The organism is Enterobacter sp. Ap-1006 (assembly GCF_011752835.1).
GTDB lineage: Bacteria > Pseudomonadota > Gammaproteobacteria > Enterobacterales > Enterobacteriaceae > Cedecea.
Genome location: NZ_VWWU01000003.1, coordinates 557,673 through 581,496, shown reverse-complemented (window position 1 = coordinate 581,496; position 23,824 = coordinate 557,673). Strand labels below are relative to the sequence as shown.

Sequence of the window (23,824 nt, the reverse complement as noted above, 5' to 3'; positions counted from 1 at the left end):
AAAGGATAAATAATGAGTAGCGTAGATATTCTAGTTCCTGACCTGCCTGAGTCCGTAGCCGACGCGACAGTGGCAACCTGGCATAAAAAACCGGGCGACAGCGTCAAACGTGACGAAGTACTGGTTGAAATCGAAACTGACAAAGTGGTACTGGAAGTACCCGCGTCTGCAGACGGCGTTCTGGATGCGGTACTGGAAGATGAAGGCACAACTGTGACCTCTCGTCAGATTCTGGGCCGCCTGCGTGAAGGCAATAGCGGCGGGAAAGAAACCTCCGCGAAAGCTGATACCAAAGAGTCTACTCCGGCTCAGCGCCAGCAGGCTTCCCTGGAAGAGCAGAGCAATGATGCCCTCAGCCCGGCTATCCGCCGCCTGATCGCAGAGAACGACCTCGACGCCAGCGCTATCAAAGGCAGCGGCGTAGGTGGCCGTCTCACTCGTGAAGATGTTGAAAAACACCTGAGCGAAGCGAAAGCTAAACAGCCTGCACAGGCAAAAGCCGCCGAAGCCACTCAGGCACCGGTTGCGCCACTGGCTGGCCGCAGCGAAAAACGCGTGCCGATGACCCGTCTGCGCAAGCGCGTAGCCGAGCGTCTGCTGGAAGCGAAAAACTCTACCGCCATGCTCACCACGTTCAACGAAGTGAACATGAAGCCAATCATGGAACTGCGTAAGCAGTACGGTGAAGCGTTTGAAAAACGTCACGGTGTGCGTCTGGGCTTCATGTCCTTCTACATTAAAGCGGTTGTTGAAGCGCTGAAACGCTATCCGGAAGTGAATGCTTCCATTGATGGCGAAGACGTGGTTTACCACAACTACTTTGATGTCAGCATCGCGGTTTCTACCCCGCGTGGCCTGGTAACTCCAGTGCTGAAAGACGTTGACACCCTGGGCATGGCCGACATCGAAAAACGCATCAAAGAGCTGGCGGTGAAAGGCCGTGACGGCAAGCTGACCGTGGAAGAGCTGACCGGTGGTAACTTCACCATCACAAACGGTGGCGTCTTCGGCTCCCTGATGTCTACGCCAATCATCAACCCACCGCAAAGCGCGATCCTGGGTATGCACGCCATCAAAGACCGCCCAATGGCGGTTGACGGTAAAGTAGAGATCCTGCCGATGATGTACCTGGCGCTCTCTTACGATCACCGTCTGATCGATGGCCGCGAGTCCGTGGGTTACCTGGTAGCCATTAAAGAGCTGCTGGAAGATCCAACTCGTCTGCTGCTGGACGTGTAGTCGAACAAGACTCTGGCGGGTGCTATGACACCCGCCCCTACAACCAAATCTAACCTTACCCCGAGCATTAATGCTCTTTATCTGGATGGATAGAACTCATGAACTTACACGAATATCAGGCGAAACAGTTGTTTGCTCGGTATGGTTTGCCGGCACCCGTCGGTTACGCCTGCACCACACCGCGTGAAGCGGAAGAAGCCGCCTCTAAAATTGGCGCGGGTCCTTGGGTGGTGAAATGTCAGGTTCATGCCGGTGGCCGCGGTAAAGCGGGCGGTGTGAAAGTGGTTAACAGCAAAGAAGACATTCGTGCTTTTGCCGAGCACTGGCTGGGCAAACGTTTGGTGACTTACCAAACGGACGCTACTGGCCAGCCTGTACACCAGATTCTGGTTGAAGCTGCAACCGACATCGACAAAGAGCTGTATCTGGGCGCGGTAGTTGACCGTAGCTCTCGCCGCGTGGTCTTCATGGCCTCCACCGAAGGCGGCGTGGAAATCGAAAAAGTAGCGGAAGAAACGCCGCACCTGATCCACAAAGTTGCGCTGGATCCGCTGGCGGGCCCAATGCCTTACCAGGGTCGTGAGCTGGCGTTCAAACTGGGTCTGGAAGGTAAGCAGGTTCAGCAGTTCACCAAGATCTTTATGGGGCTGGCGACTATCTTCCTCGAGCGTGACCTGGCGCTGATCGAAATCAACCCGCTGGTGATCACTAAGCAGGGCGACCTGATCTGCCTCGACGGCAAACTGGGCGCTGACGGTAACGCGCTTTTCCGCCAGCCGGATCTGCGTGAAATGCGTGACCAGTCTCAGGAAGACCCGCGTGAAGCCCAGGCTGCACAGTGGGAACTGAACTACGTGGCGCTGGACGGCAACATCGGCTGTATGGTTAACGGTGCGGGCCTGGCAATGGGCACCATGGACATCGTTAAGCTGCACGGCGGCGAGCCGGCTAACTTCCTCGACGTGGGCGGCGGTGCGACCAAAGAGCGCGTTACCGAAGCGTTCAAAATCATCCTGTCCGACGACAAAGTCAAAGCCGTTCTGGTGAACATCTTCGGCGGTATCGTGCGCTGCGACCTGATTGCCGACGGCATCATTGGTGCGGTAGCTGAAGTGGGTGTTAACGTGCCGGTGGTGGTGCGTCTGGAAGGTAACAACGCCGAACTGGGCGCGAAAAAACTGGCAGATAGCGGCCTGAACATCATTGCAGCGAAAAGTCTGACGGACGCAGCACAGCAGGTTGTTGCTGCCGTGGAGGGGAAATAATGTCCATTTTGATCGATAAAAACACCAAGGTAATTTGCCAGGGCTTTACCGGCAGCCAGGGGACTTTCCACTCCGAACAGGCGATTGCCTACGGTACGCAAATGGTTGGCGGCGTGACGCCAGGCAAAGGCGGTACTGAACATCTGGGTCTGCCGGTATTCAATACCGTGCGTGAAGCCGTTGAAGCTACCGGCGCGACCGCTTCCGTGATTTACGTTCCAGCCCCGTTCTGCAAAGACTCCATCCTGGAAGCGATTGATGCGGGTATTAAACTTATCATCACGATCACTGAAGGCATCCCTACGCTGGATATGCTGACCGTGAAAGTGGCGCTGGATGAAGCTGGCGTGCGCATGATCGGGCCAAACTGCCCGGGCGTTATCACCCCAGGTGAATGCAAAATCGGCATCATGCCGGGCCACATTCACCTGCCGGGCAAAGTGGGCATCGTTTCCCGTTCCGGGACGCTGACCTATGAAGCCGTTAAGCAGACAACTGACATCGGCCTCGGCCAGTCAACCTGCGTTGGTATCGGCGGTGACCCGATTCCTGGCTCCAACTTCATTGATATCCTGAAGATGTTCCAGGCAGACCCGAAAACCGAAGCTATTGTGATGATCGGTGAAATCGGCGGGAGCGCAGAAGAAGAAGCTGCGGCCTATATCAAAGAGCACGTGACCAAACCTGTTGTGGGCTACATTGCCGGCGTTACCGCGCCTAAAGGCAAGCGTATGGGCCACGCGGGCGCCATCATCGCGGGCGGAAAAGGGACGGCGGATGAGAAATTCGCTGCTCTGGAAGCCGCTGGCGTGAAAACCGTTCGCAGCCTCGCCGACATTGGCGATGCGCTGAAAGCTATTCTGCCGCAGTAAGCAGATGCCCCCGCGCAAGCGGGGGAAACAGTAATAATAAGTGTTCGACATGGTTGGCCACCCTGGGTGGCCTTTTTTTATGTTTCGGCTTTGATAACCCTGCCTCTTCTTACGTTGTATCGCGCATTCCCACGCACTTATTCTTTTCCTGAATAATTTCTCTCTGCGATATTTTCCCGATGTAACCTTATAAAAAATAATGATTTGTTAATTTAATTTATATCAAAAGTGAATTATTTGTGAATATTAAAAGGAGGGAGCCAAAACTACGGAAAAAGATGCCCGATAAATAGTGTAAAGATGACCTGGCGTGCATGGGAGAAATTTAAGCTTCAGCTTTAAATATCGGCTTTATGTTGAGAATAAGCGTCATGAAATTAACCTCAAACGAAGCGTTGGAACATATCATTAACAACAAATTCACGATTAATTCTCTATTGAAAAATAATTAACATTGCCAATGTAAATTGTTTTGGACCAATGTTTAAAGCTGGCGTTGCGGGGTATAAAGGGGCAAAATTGCTGCAGATCAAACTGGCCGAATAACGGTGTTTTAGCTATAAATTGATCGCCGTCGTAAAACGTAAAAAACATTAAGCAAAGACCTGTTTATTGTAAGGGAATTGCAGGGTAATATAATTACGGGTTATTTTTGATTTAATTAACGTGTTTGTAACCTTTCACCTTTTGATTTCACATTTGAATAAAGTGGGCGAGAAAAAGGGGACTGGAAGCGAATGTATTTGTATTAGGGCATGCTTGTGGTGAACCTCCCGGTGAACCACAGTCGAAGTCTTCATGCGAAGAGCAAGGAGTCAAGATGTTTGATATTGTCGAACTGTCGCGCTTACAGTTTGCCTTGACCGCGATGTACCACTTCCTGTTTGTGCCGCTGACGCTAGGTATGGCGTTCTTGCTGGCCATCATGGAAACGGTCTATGTGCTGTCAGGTAAGCAGATTTATAAAGATATGACCAAATTCTGGGGCAAGTTGTTTGCAATCAACTTTGCGTTGGGGGTGGCAACCGGTTTGACCATGGAGTTCCAGTTCGGGACTAACTGGTCTTACTATTCTCACTATGTAGGGGATATCTTCGGTGCGCCGCTGGCGATCGAAGGCCTGATGGCATTCTTCCTCGAATCTACCTTTGTTGGTCTGTTCTTCTTTGGCTGGGATCGCCTCGGCAAAGTTCAACATATGGCCGTCACCTGGCTGGTGGCATTGGGCTCCAACCTCTCCGCGCTGTGGATTCTGGTCGCTAACGGCTGGATGCAAAACCCTATCGCTTCCGATTTCAACTTCGAAACCATGCGTATGGAAATGGTCAGCTTTGCCGAGCTGGTCCTGAACCCGGTTGCGCAGGTTAAATTCGTACACACCGTAGCGTCCGGCTATGTTTGTGGCGCCATGTTCGTGCTCGGTATCAGCTCCTACTACCTGCTGAAAGGCCGCGACGTCGCTTTTGCGAAGCGTTCCTTCGCGATTGCCGCGAGCTTCGGTATGGCCGCTATTCTCTCCGTTATCGTACTGGGCGATGAGTCTGGCTACGAAATGGGTGACGTGCAGAAAACCAAACTGGCCGCGATTGAAGCCGAATGGGAAACTCAGCCAGCGCCGGCGGCGTTTACCCTGTTTGGTATTCCTGACCAGGATAAACAAGAAAACCGCTTCGCCATTCAAATTCCTTACGCGCTGGGCATCATTGCTACCCGCTCGGTAGATAAGCCGGTCACGGGCCTGAAAGAGCTGATGATGCAGCACGAAGAGCGTATCCGTAACGGGATGAAGGCTTACAGCCTGCTGGAGCAACTGCGCAGTGGTTCAACCGATCAAAGCGTGCGTGATAGCTTCAACCACGTGAAAAAAGACCTGGGCTATGGTCTGTTGCTGAAGCGCTACACGGAAAACGTCACTGACGCGACCGAAGAGCAGATTCAGAAAGCAACCAAAGACTCTATTCCTCGCGTAGCACCGCTGTACTTCGCGTTCCGTATTATGGTGGCCTGTGGCTTCCTGATGCTGTTCATTATTGCTGTGTCCTTCTGGACCGTGACCCGTAACGCTATTGGTTCGAAAAAATGGCTGCTGCGTGCCGCGCTGTACGGTATTCCACTGCCCTGGATCGCTATCGAATCCGGCTGGTTTGTTGCGGAATACGGGCGTCAGCCTTGGGCGGTGGGTGAGGTTCTGCCGACGGCAGTGGCAAACTCGTCATTGAGCGTGGGCGACCTGCTGTTCTCCATGATACTGATTTGCGGCCTTTACACGCTGTTTATGGTGGCGGAACTGTTCCTGATGTTCAAATTTGCTCGCCTTGGGCCGAGCAGTCTGAAAACAGGGCGCTATCACTTTGAGCAGTCCAACGTGGCTTCTCAGCCGGCACGCTAAGACAGGAGTCGTCAAATGATCGATTATGAAGTATTGCGTTTTATCTGGTGGCTGCTGGTCGGCGTTCTGCTGATTGGCTTTGCCGTCACCGACGGCTTCGATATGGGCGTGGGCATGCTGTCGCGCGTGATTGGCCGTACTGACGTTGAACGCCGCATCATGGTTAACTCCATCGCGCCGCACTGGGACGGGAACCAGGTTTGGCTGATCACCGCAGGCGGGGCTTTGTTTGCTGCCTGGCCAATGGTTTATGCCGCTGCCTTCTCCGGCTTCTATGTCGCGATGATTCTGGTGCTGGCTTCTTTGTTCTTCCGTCCGGTAGGGTTCGACTACCGCTCGAAGATCGAAGATACCCGCTGGCGTAACATGTGGGACTGGGGCATTTTCATTGGTAGCTTCGTGCCACCGCTGGTGATAGGTGTCGCTTTCGGCAACCTGCTGCAGGGCGTTCCGTTCCACGTTGATGACTACCTGCGCCTTTACTACACCGGTAACTTCTTCCAGCTGCTGAATCCGTTTGGCCTGTTGGCAGGCGTTGTTAGCGTGTCGATGATCGTGGCCCAGGGCGCAACATATCTGCAGATGCGTACCGTAGGTGAGTTACATCTGCGTGCTAAAGCGGCTGCTCAGATTGCTGCGCTGGTGATGATGGTTTGCTTCGCGCTGGCCGGTGTCTGGGTGATCTACGGCATTGATGGCTATGTAGTGACTTCTGCTCTGGATCATCATGCTGCATCTAACCCGCTGACCAAAGAAGTCGCGCGTCAGGCGGGTGCCTGGCTGGTGAACTTCAACAACACACCAGCGCTGTGGTTGATTCCTGCTCTGGGCGTTGTGCTGCCGCTGCTGACCATTCTCATGTCTCGTCTGGAGAAAGGCGCTCTGGCGTTTATCTTCTCTTCGCTGACGTTGGCCTGTGTGATCCTGACGGCCGGTATCGCGATGTTCCCGTTCGTGATGCCTTCCAGCACCATGATGAACGCTAGCCTGACCATGTGGGATGCGACATCCAGCCAGCTGACGCTGAATGTGATGACCTATGTTGCCATCGTGTTCGTGCCAATCATTCTTCTCTACACCACCTGGTGTTACTGGAAAATGTTCGGTCGTATCACGAAAGAGCACATCGAAAGCAACTCCACCTCTCTGTACTAATAAGGAGCTGATTATGTGGTACTTTGCATGGATTCTGGGCACGCTTCTGGCGTGTGCATTCGGGATTATTACCGCGCTGGCTCTCGAGCACGTTGAGGCGAGCAAAGCCGGAAAAGAAGAGCACTGATGGAATACGTTATCGCGAAACTGTACGCGGTAATGGACAAGAGCCCCTTGCGGGCTCTTTCCTTAGTGATGGCGCTGGTGCTGGCTGGGTGTATTTTTTGGGACCCGTCTCGTTTTGCCGCCAAAACGAGTGAGCTGGAGATTTGGCATGGCTTCCTGCTGATGTGGGGCGTTTGTGCCGGGATCATTCACGGGGTGGGGTTCCGCCCAACCAAAGTGCTCTGGCAGGGCATTTTCTGCCCGCTGGTTGCCGATTTAGTGCTCATTGCTGGACTGCTGTTTTTCTTCTTCTGAATGTCTGCGTACATTCCCCCGCCTGAAGCAGAAATTATGGGCTTTAACAAGCCCATAAAAATTTACTTAACGTTTAAAACAATCCATTCCAAACCCTCATTCTCTTGCGTATAGTAAGCAGCGTTTAATTGCATTACCGGGATGTAAAGTGAGTACAACGCTGTTTCGATGGCCGGTTCGTGTTTACTACGAAGACACAGACGCCGGTGGTATGGTTTACCATGCCAGTTATGTTGCTTTTTATGAAAGAGCACGCACAGAGATGCTGCGCCAGCACAACTTTAATCAGCATTCCTTGTTGGCGGAGCGTGTCGCCTTTGTCGTACGCAGGATGACGGTTGATTATCTTGCGCCTGCCCGACTCGACGATTTACTCGAAATCCAAAGTGAAATTACATCGATGCGCGGCACTTCTATGGTGTTTACGCAGCGAATAGTCAACGCTGAAAATCAGTTGCTTAACCAGGCTGAAGTGCTGATTGTTTGTGTTGATCCACACCTAATGAAGCCTCGTGCGCTTCCCAAGTCTATTGTCGCGGAGTTCAAGCAGTGACTGACATGAATATCCTTGATTTGTTCCTGAAGGCAAGCCTTCTGGTCAAATTTATCATGTTGATTTTGATTGGTTTTTCCATCGCATCATGGGCAATCATCATTCAGCGAACGCGTATCCTTAATGCCGCCAGCCGTGAAGCTGAGGCGTTTGAAGACAAGTTCTGGTCCGGTATCGAACTGTCTCGTCTGTATCAGGAGAGCCAGGGCCGCCGCGACAGCTTGAGCGGTTCTGAGCAGATCTTCTATTCCGGTTTTAAAGAGTTCGCGCGACTGCATCGCGCCAATACCCATGCGCCAGAAGCTGTGGTTGAGGGGGCATCTCGTGCGATGCGTATCTCGATGAGCCGCGAGCTGGAAACGCTGGAAACCCATATTCCTTTCCTCGGCACCGTGGGTTCCATCAGCCCGTATATCGGCCTGTTTGGTACGGTGTGGGGGATCATGCATGCGTTTATCGCCCTGGGCGCGGTGAAGCAGGCGACGCTGCAGATGGTTGCGCCAGGGATTGCCGAAGCGCTGATCGCGACCGCGATTGGTCTGTTTGCTGCTATTCCGGCCGTTATGGCGTACAACCGCCTTAACCAACGCGTGAACAAACTGGAATTGAATTACGACAACTTCATGGAAGAGTTCACGGCTATCCTGCACCGTCAGGCTTTTACCAGCAGCGAAAAGCAGTAACAAGGGGTAAGTCATGGCCAGACGCGGACGTGGTCGTCGTGAGCTGAAGTCAGAAATTAACATCGTTCCATTGCTGGACGTGCTGCTGGTGCTGCTGCTGATCTTTATGGCAACAGCGCCGATCATCACCCAGAGCGTCGAGGTGGATCTGCCGGATGCGACAGATTCTCAGACCGTCAGCAGTAACGATGAACCGCCGGTCATTATTGAAGTGTCCGGGGTAGGGCAGTACAGCGTAGTGGTTGAAAAAGATCGTATGGATCAGCTGCCGTCAGAGCAGGTTGTTGCCGAAGCGCAGCGCCGTCTGCAGGCGAATCCAAAAACGGTCTTTTTGATCGGCGGCGCAAAAGATGTTCCGTATGACGAGATCATCAAGGCGCTGAATCTGTTGCATCAGGCGGGCGTGAAGTCCGTTGGTTTGATGACACAGCCAATCTGATCCATTTCGCTTAAACCGTTTGGGAACCGAGAGTGTCAAAGGCAACCGAAGAGAACGCTAAATTAAAACGGGCGATCATCGTTTCAGTGGTGCTGCACATCATTTTGATTGCCATCCTGATCTGGAGCTCGTTTGATGAGCACATTGATGCATCCGCTGGCGGTGGCGGTGGTTCTTCTATTGACGCGGTGATGGTTGACCCGGGTGCGGTAGTGGAAAACTACAATCGCCAACAGCAGCAGCAGGCAAGCAGCAAGCGCGCCGCCGAACAGCGTGAAAAACAGGCGCAGCAGCAGGCAGAAGAGCTTCAGCAAAAACAGGCGGCGGAACAACAGCGCCTGAAAGAGCTGGAGAAGGAGCGTTTAGCCGCCCAGGAGCAGGCAAAAGCGCAGGCCGAACAGCAGAAACAGGCTGAAGCGGCCGCGAAGCAGGCTCAAGAGCAGCAAAAACAGGCTGAAGCTGCGGCCGCAGCGGCGAAGGCAAAAGCTGACGCGCAGGCAAAAGCTCAGGCTGATGCCCAGGCCAAAGCTGCGGAAGAAGCCGCGAAGAAAGCGGCTGCGGATGCTCAGAAGAAAGCCACTGAAGAAGCTGCTAAGAAAGCAGCTGACGCTGAGAAAAAAGCCGCCGCTGACGCTGCTGCTGCAGCGAAAAAAGCTCAGCAGGATGCTGAGAAGAAAGCAGCAGATGCTGCCGCTAAGAAGGCTGCGCAGGATGCGGAGAAGAAAGCCGCCGCTGAAGCAGCTAAGCAGGCTGCTGCTGAAAAAGCTGAAGCTGCGAAACAGGCTGCTGCAGAAAAGGCAGCGGCAGAAAAAGCTGCCGAGAAGGCCGCAGCTGACAAGGCTGCCGCAGCGAAAGCCGCCGCAGATAAGAAAGCGGCCGCCGACGCGAAGAAAAAGGCTGCTGCTGAGAAAGCTGCTTCTGACAAGGCCGCAGCGCAGGGCGTCGACGATTTATTCGGTGATTTAAGCTCAGGTAAGAATGCACCGAAAACGGGCGGTGGGGCGAAAGGTAATGCCGCAGCTGCCGCTGGAAAAGGGAATAATAAGAACAACGGCGCTAGTGGCGCGGAGATCAACGGCTATGCTGGTCAGATAAAGGCAGCGATCGAGAGTAAGTTCTATAACGATCCTTCGTTTGCCGGTAAGACCTGTTCGCTGCGGATCAAGTTGGCACCAGACGGCCTTCTGCTTGATATCAAGCCAGAAGGCGGTGATCCAGCACTTTGTCAGGCTGCCGTTGCGGCAGCGCGTCTGGCGAAGATTCCGAAGCCGCCAAGTGAAGCTGTTTATGAAGTCTTCAAGAACGCACCGATCGACTTTAAGCCTTAACGCGGTTTTCCCCGTCACGACGGGGAAAGCACACTAAGCTGAGTTACAGGGTTTTGGTAGTTTTGTGTATTTGGGTTTGTTAACATTCTGCTAAATTATCGTGGGCTTTTCGCCCGGATAAGGGAGATATGATGAAGCAGGCATTTCGTGTAGCGTTAAGTTTCTTAATGCTGTGGGCAGCAGTGCTGCACGCAGAAGTTCGTATCGAGATCACCCAGGGCGTGGATTCTGCTCGTCCAATCGGTGTGGTTCCGTTCACCTGGGCAGGTCCTGGCGCCGCGCCTGAAGATATCGGCGGTATTGTTGCCGCTGACCTGCGTAACAGCGGTAAATTCAACCCGCTCGACAGATCTCGCCTGCCACAGCAGCCGGGTTCTGCTCAGGAAGTTCAGCCTGCTGCCTGGACCGCGCTCGGTATTGACGCCGTCGTGGTAGGTCAGGTTACGCCAAACGGCGACGGCAGTTACACCGTGGCTTACCAGCTGGTTGACACCTCAGGTGCACCGGGCACGGTGCTGGCGCAGAACTCCTATAAAGTGAACAAACAGTGGCTGCGCTATGCCGGCCATACCGCCAGCGATGAAGTGTTTGAGAAGCTGACCGGAATTAAAGGCGCATTCCGTACCCGTATTGCTTACGTTGTACAGACCAATGGCGGCCAGTTCCCGTATGAGCTTCGCGTGTCTGATTACGATGGCTACAACCAGTTTGTGGTACACCGTTCTCCGCAGCCGCTGATGTCTCCAGCCTGGTCTCCGGACGGCAGTAAACTGGCTTATGTGACCTTCGAAAGCGGCCGTTCTGCGCTGGTGGTGCAGACGCTGGCTAACGGTGCAGTACGTCAGATTGCTTCGTTCCCGCAGCACAACGGTGCACCGGCGTTCTCTCCGGACGGTTCTAAGCTGGCGTTCGCGCTGTCTAAAACCGGCAGCCTGCAGCTGTACGTGATGGACCTGGGCTCTGGCCAGATTCGTCAGGTAACTGAAGGTCGCAGCAACAACACCGAACCGACCTGGTTCCCGGACAACCAAACCCTGGCCTATACCTCTGACCAGGCGGGTCGTCCACAGATTTATAAAGTCAGTATTAGTGGCGGTGCTCCGCAGCGTCTGTCCTGGGAAGGTTCTCAGAACCAGGATGCCGATGTCAGTGCCGACGGTAAAATTATGGTAATGGTCAGCTCCGCAAGCGGTCAGCAGCACATTGCCAAACAGGATCTGGTAGCGGGTGGCGTAACAACTTTATCGTCAACGTTCCTGGATGAAACGCCAAGTCTGGCACCTAACGGCACTATGGTAATCTACAGCTCTTCTCAGGGGATGGGATCCGTGCTGAATTTGGTTTCAACAGATGGGCGTTTCAAAGCGCGTCTTCCGGCAACTGATGGACAGGTCAAATTCCCTGCCTGGTCGCCGTATCTGTGATAACAATATTGATTATTAAAGGATCAAAGAAATGCAACTGAACAAAGTGCTGAAAGGGCTGATGATTGCTCTGCCGGTTATGGCTATCGCGGCGTGTTCTTCTAACAAGAGCGCCAACAATGGTCAGAGCGGTGAAGGTATGCTGGGTGCCGGCACTGGTATGGACGCTAACGGCCACGGCAACATGTCTTCTGAAGAGCAGGCTCGTCTGCAGATGCAACAGCTGCAGCAGAACAACATCGTTTACTTCGGTCTGGACAAATACGATGTTAGCTCTGAATTCGCTGCAATGCTGGATGCACACGCTAACTTCCTGCGTAGCAACCCGTCTTACAAAGTGACCGTAGAAGGTCATGCGGATGAGCGCGGTACCCCAGAGTACAACATCGCACTGGGCGAACGTCGTGCTAACGCTGTTAAAATGTACCTGCAAGGTAAAGGCGTTTCTGCAGACCAGATCTCCATCGTTTCTTACGGTAAAGAAAAACCTGCAGTACTGGGTCATGACGAAGCGGCTTACGCTAAAAACCGTCGTGCCGTACTGGTTTACTAAGAGAATCGCATGAGCAGTAACTTCAGACATCACTTGTTGAGTCTGTCGTTACTGGTTGGCATAGCGGCCCCCTGGGCCGCTACTGCTCAGGCGCCAATCAGTAGTGTCGGCTCAGGCTCGGTCGAAGACCGTGTCACTCAACTCGAGCGTATTTCTAACGCTCACAGTCAGCTTTTGACCCAACTCCAGCAGCAACTCTCCGATAACCAGAATGACATTGATTCCCTGCGTGGTCAGATCCAGGAAAGTCAGTATCAACTGAATCAGGTTGTGGAACGTCAAAAGCAAATTTTGCTGCAGATGGATAGCCTTAGCGGCGCTGCGGCGGGAGCAGGGCAACAGCCTGCTGCCGGTGCATCCCAGACTGCCACGCCGGACGCAGGGGCCTCTAACGCGGCGCCTGCTGCCCCAGTGCAAGGCGGTGATGCTAATAGTGATTACAACGCTGCTATCGCGCTGGTGCAGGATAAATCGCGCCAGGACGATGCTATCAATGCGTTTCAGTCCTTTGTGAAGAAGTATCCGGATTCAACTTATCTGCCTAACGCCAATTACTGGCTGGGTCAGTTGAATTACAACAAAGGCAAAAAGGACGATGCGGCGTTTTATTTTGCCTCCGTGGTGAAAAACTACCCGAAATCCCCTAAAGCGCCTGACGCCATGTTTAAGGTTGGCGTGATCATGCAGGACAAAGGCGACGCTGCAAAAGCGAAAGCCGTCTACCAGCAGGTCGTTAAACAGTATCCCAATACTGACGGTGCAAAGCAGGCTCAAAAACGTCTGAATGCGCAATAATGCGTGCGGCCTGACCAGATATCGTCGTTTTTCTGGTCTTGCCGTGCGAAACATAAGCAGTTGAGCGATCTGCGTCAAAATTATTGTTGCGTCAAAATCTTAAATCAGTAATATATGCCGCCGTTGCCAAGGGATACTAAACAAACCCAAAGTGACGCAAAAGTGGGTCGTTAGCTCAGTTGGTAGAGCAGTTGACTTTTAATCAATTGGTCGCAGGTTCGAATCCTGCACGACCCACCACTTTAAAGTAGTAAGCAGTAGCAAGGCGTGAAGGGTTCGAACCTGCAGCAGGTTTGAGTTGAGCGAAAGCGAAACAACGTTGTGATAACAACGGCCCGAAGGGTGATAGTCATCCTGCACGACCCACCACTTTAAAGTAGTAAGCAGTAAACAAGTTTGCAGTAAGCCGCACAGCGGGTCGTTAGCTCAGTTGGTAGAGCAGTTGACTTTTAATCAATTGGTCGCAGGTTCGAATCCTGCACGACCCACCACTTTAAAGTAGTAAGCAGTAGTAAGGCGTGAAGGGTTCGAACCTGCAGCAGGTTTGAGTTGAGCGAAAGCGAAACAACGTTGTGATAACAACGGCCCGAAGGGTGATAGTCATCCTGCACGACCCACCACTTTAAAGTAGTAAAGAAGTTAGTAGTAACCGCATACAGCGGGTCGTTAGCTCAGTTGGTAGAGCAGTTGACTTTTAATCAATTGGTCGCAGGTTCGAATCCTGCACGACCCACCAGTGTAGAAAGGCGCCCTAAAGGCGCCTTTTTGCTATTCTGAATTCGGGCAGGGTTCGAGCCTGCAGCAGGTTCGACAAAATTGCTTTTTGATTTTGCACGTCGCTTGCGACGACCCGCAGGGTGAAATCATCCTGCACGACCCACCAGTGTAAAAAGGCGCCTTTTTGCTAACTGCGATTTGAAAACCCTGTCATTCCCGGCACTCATTCCCCATTGCTCTGTTTCTCTCTGCGCATCGAGCAATAACCCACGACATTTCGACTAAATTTCGCTATCTTGTTTAGCATATAAAACAATGAGTGCCAAAGATGGCGTGAATTACGCTTGATTTGGCCTGCAATGTTAAGTTAATAAAACGAGATTGCATGATGAGCGTAATGTTTGACCCGGAAACTGCGATTTATCCCTTCCCGCCGAAACCCACGCCTTTGAGCAGGGATGAAAAACAATTTTATCGTGAAAAAATCAAGCGCCTGCTTAAAGAGCGGGATGCGGTGATGGTGGCGCACTACTATACCGACCCGGAAATCCAGTCTCTTGCGGAAGAGACCGGCGGGTGTATTTCTGACTCGCTCGAGATGGCTCGCTTCGGCGCTAACCACCCGGCGTCCACGTTACTGGTCGCAGGGGTTCGTTTCATGGGCGAAACGGCGAAAATCCTTAGCCCCGAAAAAACCATTTTAATGCCTACCCTCAATGCCGAATGCTCACTGGATCTCGGCTGCCCGATTGAGGCGTTCAACGCCTTCTGCGACCAGCACCCGGATCGCACGGTGGTCGTCTATGCTAATACCTCTGCCGCGGTAAAAGCTCGGGCGGACTGGGTCGTGACATCCAGTATTGCGGTAGAACTGATTGAACATCTCGACAGCCTGGGTGAGAAAATCATTTGGGCACCGGATCGTCACCTTGGCAGCTACGTTCAAAAGCAGACCGGTGCCGATGTGCTGTGCTGGCAGGGTGCCTGCATCGTGCACGATGAATTTAAAACTCAGGCGCTGGCGCGGATGAAGGCGCTGTACCCGAATGCAGCAGTGCTGGTACATCCTGAGTCACCGCAGGCCGTGGTGGATATGGCCGATGCTGTAGGCTCGACCAGCCAACTGATCAATGCGGCTAAAACTCTGCCTCACCAGCGGCTTATTGTGGCTACAGATCGCGGGATATTTTATAAAATGCAGCAGGCGTGTCCGGACAAGGAGCTACTGGAGGCGCCAACCGCAGGAGAAGGGGCAACCTGCCGCAGCTGTGCACATTGCCCGTGGATGGCAATGAACGGGCTTAAAGCGATTGCTGAGGGGCTGGAGCAGGGCGGGGCCGCACACACGATTGAAGTGGATGCGGCGCTGCGTGAAGGCGCGCTGGTTCCACTTAATCGCATGCTCGACTTTGCGGCAGAATTGCGTCGAACGATTAAAGGCAACGCGTAACAGCATTACGCTCTGGGGAGTTCATGGATTTTTTTAGCACGCAGAACATTCTCGTCCACATCCCCATTGGGGCGGGCGGGTATGACTTATCATGGATTGAAGCCGTGGGAACGCTGGCGGGATTGCTATGTATCTGGCTTGCCAGCCTGGAGAAGATAGGCAACTATGCCTTCGGGTTAATCAACGTCACGCTGTTTGCCATCATTTTCTTCCAGATTCAGCTCTACGCCAGCCTTCTTTTGCAGCTGTTCTTTTTTGTGGCGAACATATATGGCTGGTACGCCTGGTCACGGCAAAGCAGTAACCATCAGTCCTTGCTGCAAATTCGCTGGCTACCTTTGCCTAAGGCAATTGCATGGCTGGTGATTATCGTCGCAGCGATTGGGTTGATGACGCTGTTTATCGATCCGGTCTTTGCCTTCCTGACCCGGGTTGCGGTGTCTGTGATGCAGAGTCTGGGGCTGAACGTCACCTTGCCGGAACTACAGCCAGATGCTTATCCGTTCTGGGACTCGTGCATGATGGTGCTGTCGATTGTGGCGATGATTCTCATGACGCGGAAATACGTGGAAAACTGGCTGCTGTGGACGGTCATTAACGTCATCAGCGTGGTTATCTTTGCCCTGCAGGGCGTTTACGCGATGTCGCTGGAATACCTCATTTTGACGTTCATTGCGCTGAACGGCAGCCGGATGTGGATTAACAGCGCGCGGCAGTCCGGCTCGCGCGCCTTCTCCTGATCAATGGTGATGATGGGCATGACCGGCGTGGTGGTCATGCTCATTCAGGTCGCAGTCCGGGCCGTGACAAACCTGATACTCCATCTGTACCGTGGCATGCTCTATCTGATACTCGTGCTCGAGGAAGTGATGTATGCGCGCCAGCAAAGCATCATGATCGTGGGGCGGTACAACCTGGACATGCAGCGTCATCAGCGGTTTTTCACCTACCAGCCAGATATGGACGTGATGCACGTTACGCACTTCTGGTATCGAGCGGGAAAGATTGCGCTTCAGGGCTGCAATGTCGATGGCGCCCGGCGCACCTTCTAATAGCTCATTGACGCTCTCTTTCAACAAACTCCAGGCGCTGCGTAGCACCAGGCAGGACACCAGCACCGACAGGATTGGGTCAATCGGCGTCCAGCCGGTCCAGAGGATCACCACCGCGGCCACAATTGCCCCCACTGAACCCAGCAAATCACCCAGCACATGCAGCGCTGCCGCACGGACGTTGAGGTTTTTCTCTCCGCTGCCGCTGTGCAGGATCCAGAAAGAAACCAGGTTCGCCAGCAGCCCGGCGATCGCAATAGTCAGCATTGCCCAGCCTGCAATAGGCTGAGGATTTGAGAAGCGCTGAATCGCTTCCCAGACGATAAGTATGGTGATAACCACTAAAGCGATAGCGTTTACAAAAGCGGCAAGCGTCGTCAGGCGCAGCCAGCCAAAGGTATGCCGGGCGTTGGGCGGTCGACGAGCAAAATGCACGGCCAACAAAGCAAACAGCAGCGCCGCTGCGTCGGTGAGCATATGGCCGGCATCGGCCAGCAGAGCCAGTGAGCCGGAAAGCAGGCCGCCGATAACTTCGGCAACCATAAAAATTGCCGTGATGAGAAAGGCAAACAGCAGGCGTTTTACGTTGCTATCAGCAGAGGTATGTTGGTGTGAATGCGCCATGATCTCTCGCAAAAAATTAATCCCAGTGGGCTAATTATAACCGCCCATGGTTTCAACTGGTTGAAAGAGGCTGAAAAATCCTGCGAGTCAAAAATGGGAATGGGACCTTAATTTTCAAAATAGTATTCAATATTGAAAATTTAACATCCTTCAGTGGTAAGCATTGAAATATGGCGTTAATCCATAGATTCTCATTATGTTTTCACTGTTTTTTTCGAGTTTTCAGGATTAATTTATGAGAAGTGTAAAAGCCCGTTTACACTTGTGGTTATGCGAGTTAGATTGAAAGGATTGCAACGAAGAAAAATATCAGGACGACCCCGGAAATATCATGAATTATCAGAACGACGACTTAAGAATTAAAGAGATTAACGAGCTTCTCCCCCCTGTAGCGCTGTTGGAAAAATTCCCCGCCACTGAAAAAGCCGCCCACACTGTCTCTCAGGCGCGTAAAGCGATCCATAAAATCCTTAAAGGCAGCGACGATCGCCTGCTGGTGGTGATTGGGCCATGCTCTATCCACGACACAAAAGCCGCCAAAGAGTACGGCACGCGTCTGCTGGCATTGCGTGAAGAGCTTCAGGGCGAGCTGGAAGTGGTGATGCGCGTCTATTTTGAAAAACCACGCACTACGGTGGGTTGGAAAGGCCTGATTAACGATCCGCACATGGACAGCAGCTACCAGATTAACGACGGTCTGCGTATTGCGCGTAAACTGCTGCTGGATATCAACGATTCCGGCCTGCCAGCGGCGGGGGAATTCCTCGATATGATCACGCCTCAGTATCTGGCGGATCTGATGAGCTGGGGCGCTATCGGCGCGCGTACCACTGAATCACAGGTGCACCGCGAACTGGCTTCTGGCCTCTCTTGCCCGGTTGGCTTTAAAAACGGCACCGACGGCACGATCAAAGTTGCGATTGATGCCATCAACGCCGCTGGAGCACCGCACTGCTTCCTGTCCGTAACCAAGTGGGGCCATTCCGCTATCGTCAACACTAGCGGGAACGGTGACTGCCACATTATTCTGCGTGGCGGCAAAGAGCCTAACTACAGCGCGAAGCATGTGGAAGAAGTCAAAGCTGGCCTGGTTAAAGCGGGGCTTGAGCCACAGGTGATGATCGATTTCAGCCACGCCAACAGCAGCAAACAGTTTAAAAAGCAGATGGATGTTTCTGCCGACGTTTGCGGCCAAATTGCCAGTGGCGAAAAGGCTATCATCGGCGTGATGATTGAAAGCCATCTGGTAGAAGGTAATCAAAGCCTGGAGAGCGGCGAGCCGCTGGTCTACGGCAAAAGCGTTACCGACGCCTGCATCGGCTGGGATGATACAGAAGTGGCGCTGCGTCAGCTTGCCGCTGCGGTAAAAGCTCGTCGCGGCTAATGGCCTGATTTGAGCAATAAAAAAGGCGTGGTGTTTACCACGCCTTTTGTTTGCTGACAAAGAGGGAAAAATCGTGGTTTTTCCCTCTTTGTGGTTATCAGCCGAAAATCAATGAATTGATTTTCCTGTTTTTCAACAAGCCTTCTGGTATTTCTTCTATAACCATAGGTTTGTCAGCAGTCTTGGGGCGTGGTGCTTACCACGCCTTTTTTTATGGGCGGCGAATTACTTCGCTTTGCCCTGGTTGGCTACTGCGGCGGCTTTCGCTGCGATTTCGTCAGCGTTGCCCAGGTAGTAACGTTTCAGCGGTTTGAAGTTTTCATCGAACTCATAAACCAGCGGTACGCCGGTAGGGATGTTCAGCTCGAGGATCTCATCTTCGCTCAGGTTATCCAGGTATTTAACCAGTGCGCGCAGGGAGTTACCGTGAGCCGCAACGATAACGCGCTCGCCGGATTTCATGCGTGGCAGAATGGACTCATTCCAGAACGGCGTTACGCGGTCGATGGTCAGCGCCAGGCTTTCGGTAGTTGGCAGTTCGCTGTCGGTCAGTTTAGCGTAACGTGGATCGTGGCCAGGGAAGCGCTCGTCGTCTTTAGACAGCTCTGGTGGGGTGATCGCGAAGCCGCGACGCCACTGTTTAACCTGCTCGTCACCGTATTTTTCAGCGGTTTCAGCTTTGTTCAGACCCTGCAGGGCGCCGTAGTGACGCTCGTTCAGTTTCCAGGATTTCTCGACCGGCAGCCAGGCCTGGTCCAGTTCATCGAGGATGTTCCACAGAGTGTGGATGGCACGTTTCAGCACAGAGGTGTAAGCGAAGTCGAAAGTGAAGCCTTCATCCTTCAGAAGCTTACCGGCAGCCTTAGCTTCGGTACGACCTTTATCAGACAGATCAACATCATACCAACCAGTGAAGCGGTTTTCGTTGTTCCACTGGCTTTCGCCGTGACGAACCAGTACCAGCTTAGTAACAGCCATGATTTACTCCTTAATGAGCCTGGGATTAATGATAACAATTATCATTATATTGCCGCGCCATAAGCCACGGCAATGATAAACGTTTAACATAGCGAAAAAGCGCGTGGAGTGTAAGGTGGTTGTAAAAGGTTGTTATATTTTTGGCGCGATCTGGCGGGAAAGTCAGCAATTTGGTGAGAAATTGCCCTTATTGAAAAGGGCAATAGGTTTTAATGTGGCAGAAACTGGTATTCCGTAATGCTGAGATACGTCTCATCCGGGTTTAACCAGCAGTCCGGCTGCGGCCATTCCGGGTGATTTGGGCTGTCCGGCAGGAAGCCGCTCTCCAGCGCCAGACCGTTCCAGTCGCTGTAGTTTTCTTTGTCACGTGCAGGGGTGCCCGCCAGATAGTTTCCGCTATAGACCTGTAACGCAGGCGCCGTCGTAAACACGTTCATTTCCAGCGCACCGTCGGTGGACCAGACTCGTGCCACGGGCTGGCTGAGATCGCCTTTGGCCTGCAGCAGGAAAGCATGGTCGTAGCCTTTGGTGATTTGCTGCTCGGCGTCGGCCAGAAAATCTTGTGCAAGCGTCTTAGGTTCACGAAAGTCAAAGCTGGTGTCGGCCACTTTTTTCAGGCTGCCCGACGGCAAGCCGCTGGCGTCGACGGGCAAATAGCTGTCGGCCAGCAATTGAAGTTTATGCTGCCGCACATCGCTTTGAACGCGGTCAAGATTGAAGTAGGCGTGGTTGGTGAGGCCGACCGGGCACGGCTTATCGACGGTGGCACGAAGCTCGATGCTGATGCGGTTATCTTCCGTTAAGGCATAGCGCGCCGTAGTGTGTAATTTACCGGGGAAACCCTGATCGCCGTCGCAGGAATCCAGCGCGTACGTCACAGCCTGCTCATTTTGCACGGCAATGCGCCAGCGGCGTTTGTCGAAGCCTTCCGGCCCGCCGTGAAGCTGATTTTCGCCCTGGTTAATCTCAAGCTGGAGCATTTCGCCGCCAACGGTAAGCTTCCCTCCGGCAATACGGTTAGCGTAGCGCCCGACGGTCGCACCCATAAAGGCACTTTGCTGTAAATACTGCTCAGGCGAAGCGCAGCCCAGCAGCGTTTCCCGCACGCTACCGTCTTTGAGCGACACCCGACAGGAAAGCAAGGTCGCGCCCCAGTCCATCAGGGTGACAACCATCCCCGCGTTATTGCGCAGGGTGGTAAGCCGAAACGGCTGACCGTCCGGCGCCAGCTGCGGTGTCTCTTTTAGCATTGGCCTGCTCCTTCGGAGGCCTTGCAAACGTAGAAGGTTTCTTTAACCCCGGTTTTGCTCTCGTACTGTTCTTCCACAGCCTGTTTCACGGCCGGGACGAGATCTTCAGGCACCAGGGCGACAATACAGCCCCCAAAACCACCGCCGGTCATACGTACGCCACCTTTCTCGCCAATCGTCGCTTTGACGATCTCTACCAGAGTATCGATTTGTGGCACGGTGATTTCGAAATCATCGCGCATGGAAGCGTGAGATTCGGCCATCAGCTGCCCCATGCGAACCAGGTCACCTTTGGCAAGTGCATCTGCGGCTTCCACGGTACGGATATTTTCGGTCAGCACATGACGAACGCGTTTGGCAACAATTGGATCAAGCTCGTGCGCTACGGCATTGAATTTTGCCAGCTCAACGTCGCGCAGGGCTTTCTGGCTAAAGAAACGGGCACCGGTTTCACACTGTTCGCGGCGGGTGTTGTATTCGCTACCCACCAGCGTGCGCTTGAAGTTACTGTTGATGATGACTACTGCAGCGCCTTTTGGCATGGACACAGCTTTCGTTCCCAGGGAGCGGCAATCAATCAGCAGGGCGTGGTCTTTCTTGCCAAGGGCGGAAATCAGCTGATCCATAATGCCGCAGTTGCAGCCGACAAACTGGTTCTCTGCTTCCTGGCCATTGAGAGCCAGCTGAGCGCCATCCAGAGGCAGGTGGTACAGATGCTGGAAGACTTTGCCGACCGCGACTTCCAGCGAGGCTGACGAGCTTAACCCTGCGCCCTGCGGCACATTGCCGCCGATCACCATATCCACGCCGGAAAAGTTTTTATCTCGCTTTTGCAGATGCTTCACTACGCCGCGAACATAGTTAGCCCACTGTTGCGTGTTATGCGAGACGATAGGGGCATCAAGGGAGAAGCTGTCCTGTTGATTGTCATAATCGGCGGCAACAACTCGCACGATACGGTCGTCTCGTTTGGCACAGCTGATAACCGTCTGGTAATCAATGGCGCAGGGCAGCACGAAACCATCGTTGTAATCGGTGTGCTCACCAATCAGGTTTACACGGCCTGGGGCCTGAATAGCGTGGGTGGCCGGGTAGCCAAATTGTTCAGCGAACAGACGCTGGGTTTTCTCTTTCAGACTCATAATGATGCTCCTGACTGGCGGAAATGGATATCACTGACGGCACGCAAGCGTTCTGCGGCTTGCTCTGCGGTTAAATCTCGTTGGGTTTCGGCCAGCATTTCATAGCCGACCATAAATTTACGTACCGTGGCGCTGCGCAGCAGCGGCGGGTAGAAATGCGCGTGAAGCTGCCAGTGCTGATTGCTTTCACCGTTGAACGGCGCGCCGTGCCAGCCCATTGAGTAGGGGAAGGAGCACTGGAAGAGGTTGTCATAGCGGCTGGTGAGTTTTTTCAGCGCTAACGCCAGGTCAGCACCTTGTTCTGCACTGAGGTCGGTGATACGCAGGACGTGGGTTTTGGGCAGCAGCAGCGTTTCGAACGGCCAGGCTGCCCAGTAAGGGACGACGGCCAGCCAGTGTTCGGTTTCAACCACGGTGCGACTACCGTCCGCCCGTTCACGCTGCACGTAGTCCAGCAGCATTGGGGTGCCCTGGTGGGCGAAATATTCACGCTGTAGGGTATCTTCACGGGCAACTTCATTAGGCAAAAAGCTGTTGGCCCAAACCTGTCCGTGAGGATGTGGGTTGGAGCAGCCCATGGCCGCACCTTTGTTTTCAAATACCTGAACCCACGGGTATGTCTGCCCCAGCTCAGTGGTCTGCTGTTGCCAGGTTTGTACGACTTCTTCCAGAGCGGGAAGCGTAAGCTCTGGCAATGTTTTACTGTGATCGGGAGAGAAGCAGATAACCCGGCTGGTTCCGCGCGCGCTTTCGCAACGCATCAAGGGATCCTGGTTCGCTGGGGCATCGGGCGTGTTCGTCATCAGCGCCGCAAAATCGTTGGTAAAAACGAAAGTGCCGGTGTACTCGGGATTTTTATCCCCGGTAACGCGCGTATTCCCTGGGCAAAGAAAACAGTCCGGATCGTGTGCCGGAAGTTTTTCTTGTGCAGGAGTTTCCTGCGCGCCCTGCCAGGGGCGTTTCGCCCGATGTGGCGAAACTAAAATCCATTGACCCGTTAGCGGGTTATAGCGGCGATGCGGGTGATCGACCGGGTTAAACTGCTCCATCACATATCCTTAATCTTCATAACCTTGGGGATGGCGTGACTGCCAGCGCCAGGTATCGTCTGCCATTTCCTGCAGCGAACGGCTGACACGCCAGTTGAGTTCTTTGTCGGCTTTGGTGGCGTCGGCCCAGTAGGCCGGCAGATCGCCATCACGACGAGGGGCAAAGTGGTAGTTCACCGGTTTACCGCAGGCTTTGCTGAAGGCGTTCACCACGTCGAGCACGCTGCTGCCGACGCCTGCGCCCAGGTTGTAAATATGGACGCCTGGTTTACCGTTCAGTGCCTGCATAGCGGCCACGTGACCGTCGGCGAGATCCATCACGTGGATGTAATCACGCACGCCGGTGCCATCTTCGGTTGGGTAATCGTTACCAAAGATAGCCAGCGAGTCACGGCGGCCTACGGCAACCTGCGCGATGTACGGCATCAGGTTATTTGGGATGCCCTGAGGATCTTCGCCCATATCACCCGACGGATGGGCGCCAACCGGGTTGAAGTAGCGCAGCAGCGCAACGCTCCAGTTTGGCTGGGCTTTTTGCAGGTCGGTAAGAATTTGCTCAACCATCAGCTTGCTTTGGCCGTAAGGGCTGGCGGGTTTACCGGTAGGGAAACTTTCTACATAAGGGATTTGAGGCTGGTCACCGTAAACGGTAGCGGAAGAGCTGAATATGAAGTTAGTGACATTTGCCGCGCGCATGGCGGCGATAAGCTTCAGGGTGCCGGTCACGTTGTTGTCGTAATACTCCAGCGGCTTATTCACCGATTCGCCGACGGCTTTCAGACCGGCAAAATGGATCACGGCGTCAATACGATGATCGTGGAAAATTTCTGCCAGCAGGGCTTCGTCGCGAATATCACCATTGATAAACAGCGGATGCTTGCCGCCCAGACGTTCAATTTCTGGCAGTACGCTGCGTTTGCTGTTGCAGAGGTTATCGAGGATCACCACGTCATGACCGTTTTGCAGCAATTGTACGCAGGTATGACTTCCAATGTAACCGCTACCACCTGTGACCAAAACTCTCATTTTTCGCTCCATATAGCCTATGGGTTAAGATAACCAT

Annotated in this window: 23 protein-coding genes, 3 tRNA genes and 2 other RNA genes; 22 read left to right on the top strand and 6 right to left on the bottom strand. The window is 53.4% G+C overall.

The window, feature by feature from the left end:
• The first annotated feature begins 12 nt into the window (after window positions 1-12).
• The 21 genes from odhB to pnuC all read left to right on the top strand — a co-directional run bounded on the left by odhB (window position 13) and on the right by pnuC (window position 16,022).
• On the top strand, window positions 13-1,239 hold the full coding sequence (gene odhB / locus F3J28_RS10970) for a 2-oxoglutarate dehydrogenase complex dihydrolipoyllysine-residue succinyltransferase (RefSeq protein ID WP_166875782.1): 1,227 nt from the start codon (window positions 13-15) through the stop codon (window positions 1,237-1,239).
• A 98-nt stretch (window positions 1,240-1,337) separates the two neighbouring features.
• Entirely contained in the window at window positions 1,338-2,504 is a 1,167-nt protein-coding gene (gene sucC, locus F3J28_RS10965) for an ADP-forming succinate--CoA ligase subunit beta (RefSeq protein WP_008456146.1), read from the top strand.
• Entirely contained in the window at window positions 2,504-3,376 is an 873-nt protein-coding gene (gene sucD / locus F3J28_RS10960; RefSeq protein ID WP_008456147.1) for a succinate--CoA ligase subunit alpha, read from the top strand. The genes sucC and sucD overlap by 1 nt, the downstream gene beginning before the upstream one ends.
• 820 nt (window positions 3,377-4,196) lie before the next feature.
• Entirely contained in the window at window positions 4,197-5,765 is a 1,569-nt protein-coding gene (gene cydA, locus F3J28_RS10955) for a cytochrome ubiquinol oxidase subunit I (RefSeq protein ID WP_166875779.1), read from the top strand.
• A gap of 15 nt (window positions 5,766-5,780) precedes the next feature.
• Entirely contained in the window at window positions 5,781-6,920 is a 1,140-nt protein-coding gene (cydB, locus tag F3J28_RS10950) for a cytochrome d ubiquinol oxidase subunit II (protein WP_008456151.1), read from the top strand.
• Between the two features lie 13 nt (window positions 6,921-6,933).
• Window positions 6,934-7,047 (top strand): cytochrome bd-I oxidase subunit CydX, encoded by a 114-nt coding sequence (cydX, locus tag F3J28_RS10945; protein WP_008456153.1) that lies wholly within the window; start codon window positions 6,934-6,936, stop codon window positions 7,045-7,047.
• The gene (gene ybgE, locus F3J28_RS10940; protein WP_008456154.1) at window positions 7,047-7,340 is read left to right on the top strand and encodes a cyd operon protein YbgE; all 294 of its coding nucleotides are present in this window, start codon (window positions 7,047-7,049) and stop codon (window positions 7,338-7,340) included. Before cydX ends, ybgE begins: the two co-directional genes overlap by 1 nt.
• 148 nt (window positions 7,341-7,488) lie before the next feature.
• Window positions 7,489-7,893, top strand: a complete 405-nt coding sequence (gene ybgC / locus F3J28_RS10935; protein WP_008456156.1) for a tol-pal system-associated acyl-CoA thioesterase — start codon at window positions 7,489-7,491, stop codon at window positions 7,891-7,893.
• A complete protein-coding gene (gene tolQ, locus F3J28_RS10930) occupies window positions 7,890-8,576 on the top strand; it encodes a Tol-Pal system protein TolQ (RefSeq protein WP_008456164.1) in 687 nt (228 codons plus the stop codon). Before ybgC ends, tolQ begins: the two co-directional genes overlap by 4 nt.
• A gap of 13 nt (window positions 8,577-8,589) precedes the next feature.
• Window positions 8,590-9,015, top strand: coding sequence for a colicin uptake protein TolR (gene tolR / locus F3J28_RS10925; protein ID WP_008456166.1), 426 nt, complete (start codon window positions 8,590-8,592; stop codon window positions 9,013-9,015).
• Window positions 9,016-9,047: 32 nt separating this feature from the next.
• Window positions 9,048-10,343: a cell envelope integrity protein TolA gene (tolA, locus tag F3J28_RS10920; RefSeq protein ID WP_166875776.1), complete on the top strand. Its 1,296-nt coding sequence runs from the start codon at window positions 9,048-9,050 to the stop codon at window positions 10,341-10,343.
• A gap of 131 nt (window positions 10,344-10,474) precedes the next feature.
• A complete protein-coding gene (gene tolB, locus F3J28_RS10915; RefSeq protein ID WP_008456170.1) occupies window positions 10,475-11,767 on the top strand; it encodes a Tol-Pal system beta propeller repeat protein TolB in 1,293 nt (430 codons plus the stop codon).
• A gap of 31 nt (window positions 11,768-11,798) precedes the next feature.
• Window positions 11,799-12,320: a peptidoglycan-associated lipoprotein Pal gene (gene pal, locus F3J28_RS10910; RefSeq protein ID WP_008456172.1), complete on the top strand. Its 522-nt coding sequence runs from the start codon at window positions 11,799-11,801 to the stop codon at window positions 12,318-12,320.
• 9 nt (window positions 12,321-12,329) lie between these two features.
• A complete protein-coding gene (gene cpoB, locus F3J28_RS10905) occupies window positions 12,330-13,115 on the top strand; it encodes a cell division protein CpoB (RefSeq protein ID WP_008456174.1) in 786 nt (261 codons plus the stop codon).
• A 164-nt stretch (window positions 13,116-13,279) separates the two neighbouring features.
• Window positions 13,280-13,355 (top strand) — tRNA-Lys (locus F3J28_RS10900).
• Window positions 13,356-13,368: 13 nt separating this feature from the next.
• A non-coding RNA gene (locus F3J28_RS10895) (RtT sRNA) lies at window positions 13,369-13,484 on the top strand.
• 46 nt (window positions 13,485-13,530) lie between these two features.
• Window positions 13,531-13,606: transfer RNA gene (locus F3J28_RS10890), tRNA-Lys, on the top strand.
• Window positions 13,607-13,619: 13 nt separating this feature from the next.
• Window positions 13,620-13,735, top strand: a non-coding RNA gene (locus tag F3J28_RS10885) — RtT sRNA.
• A 40-nt stretch (window positions 13,736-13,775) separates the two neighbouring features.
• Window positions 13,776-13,851, top strand: a tRNA-Lys gene (locus tag F3J28_RS10880).
• A gap of 369 nt (window positions 13,852-14,220) precedes the next feature.
• Window positions 14,221-15,282, top strand: coding sequence for a quinolinate synthase NadA (nadA, locus tag F3J28_RS10875; RefSeq protein WP_166876608.1), 1,062 nt, complete (start codon window positions 14,221-14,223; stop codon window positions 15,280-15,282).
• 23 nt (window positions 15,283-15,305) lie between these two features.
• A complete protein-coding gene (gene pnuC / locus F3J28_RS10870) occupies window positions 15,306-16,022 on the top strand; it encodes a nicotinamide riboside transporter PnuC (protein WP_166875773.1) in 717 nt (238 codons plus the stop codon).
• Here the strand turns inward: pnuC and zitB are convergent, their stop codons facing one another.
• Window positions 16,023-16,958 carry a CDF family zinc transporter ZitB gene (gene zitB, locus F3J28_RS10865; protein ID WP_166875770.1) on the bottom strand — a complete coding sequence of 312 codons (936 nt, stop codon included), beginning with the start codon at window positions 16,956-16,958 and terminating at the stop codon, window positions 16,023-16,025. It lies immediately after the preceding gene.
• A 331-nt stretch (window positions 16,959-17,289) separates the two neighbouring features.
• Here zitB and aroG point away from each other — a divergent pair, with 331 nt between their 5' ends.
• Window positions 17,290-18,342, top strand: a complete 1,053-nt coding sequence (gene aroG / locus F3J28_RS10860; protein WP_166875767.1) for a 3-deoxy-7-phosphoheptulonate synthase AroG — start codon at window positions 17,290-17,292, stop codon at window positions 18,340-18,342.
• A gap of 225 nt (window positions 18,343-18,567) precedes the next feature.
• On the opposite strand, the gene gpmA is transcribed toward aroG, so the two are convergent.
• From gpmA to galE, 5 genes are all read right to left on the bottom strand, one after another.
• On the bottom strand, window positions 18,568-19,320 hold the full coding sequence (gene gpmA, locus F3J28_RS10855) for a 2,3-diphosphoglycerate-dependent phosphoglycerate mutase (RefSeq protein ID WP_008456186.1): 753 nt from the start codon (window positions 19,318-19,320) through the stop codon (window positions 18,568-18,570).
• A gap of 209 nt (window positions 19,321-19,529) precedes the next feature.
• Window positions 19,530-20,570, bottom strand: a complete 1,041-nt coding sequence (gene galM, locus F3J28_RS10850) for a galactose-1-epimerase (RefSeq protein ID WP_166875764.1) — start codon at window positions 20,568-20,570, stop codon at window positions 19,530-19,532.
• A complete protein-coding gene (gene galK / locus F3J28_RS10845) occupies window positions 20,564-21,712 on the bottom strand; it encodes a galactokinase (protein ID WP_166875761.1) in 1,149 nt (382 codons plus the stop codon). The genes galM and galK overlap by 7 nt, the downstream gene beginning before the upstream one ends.
• Entirely contained in the window at window positions 21,709-22,761 is a 1,053-nt protein-coding gene (gene galT, locus F3J28_RS10840) for a galactose-1-phosphate uridylyltransferase (protein ID WP_166875758.1), read from the bottom strand. Before galT ends, galK begins: the two co-directional genes overlap by 4 nt.
• Window positions 22,762-22,770: 9 nt before the next feature.
• Window positions 22,771-23,787: a UDP-glucose 4-epimerase GalE gene (gene galE, locus F3J28_RS10835; protein ID WP_008456192.1), complete on the bottom strand. Its 1,017-nt coding sequence runs from the start codon at window positions 23,785-23,787 to the stop codon at window positions 22,771-22,773.
• Window positions 23,788-23,824 lie beyond the last annotated feature (37 nt).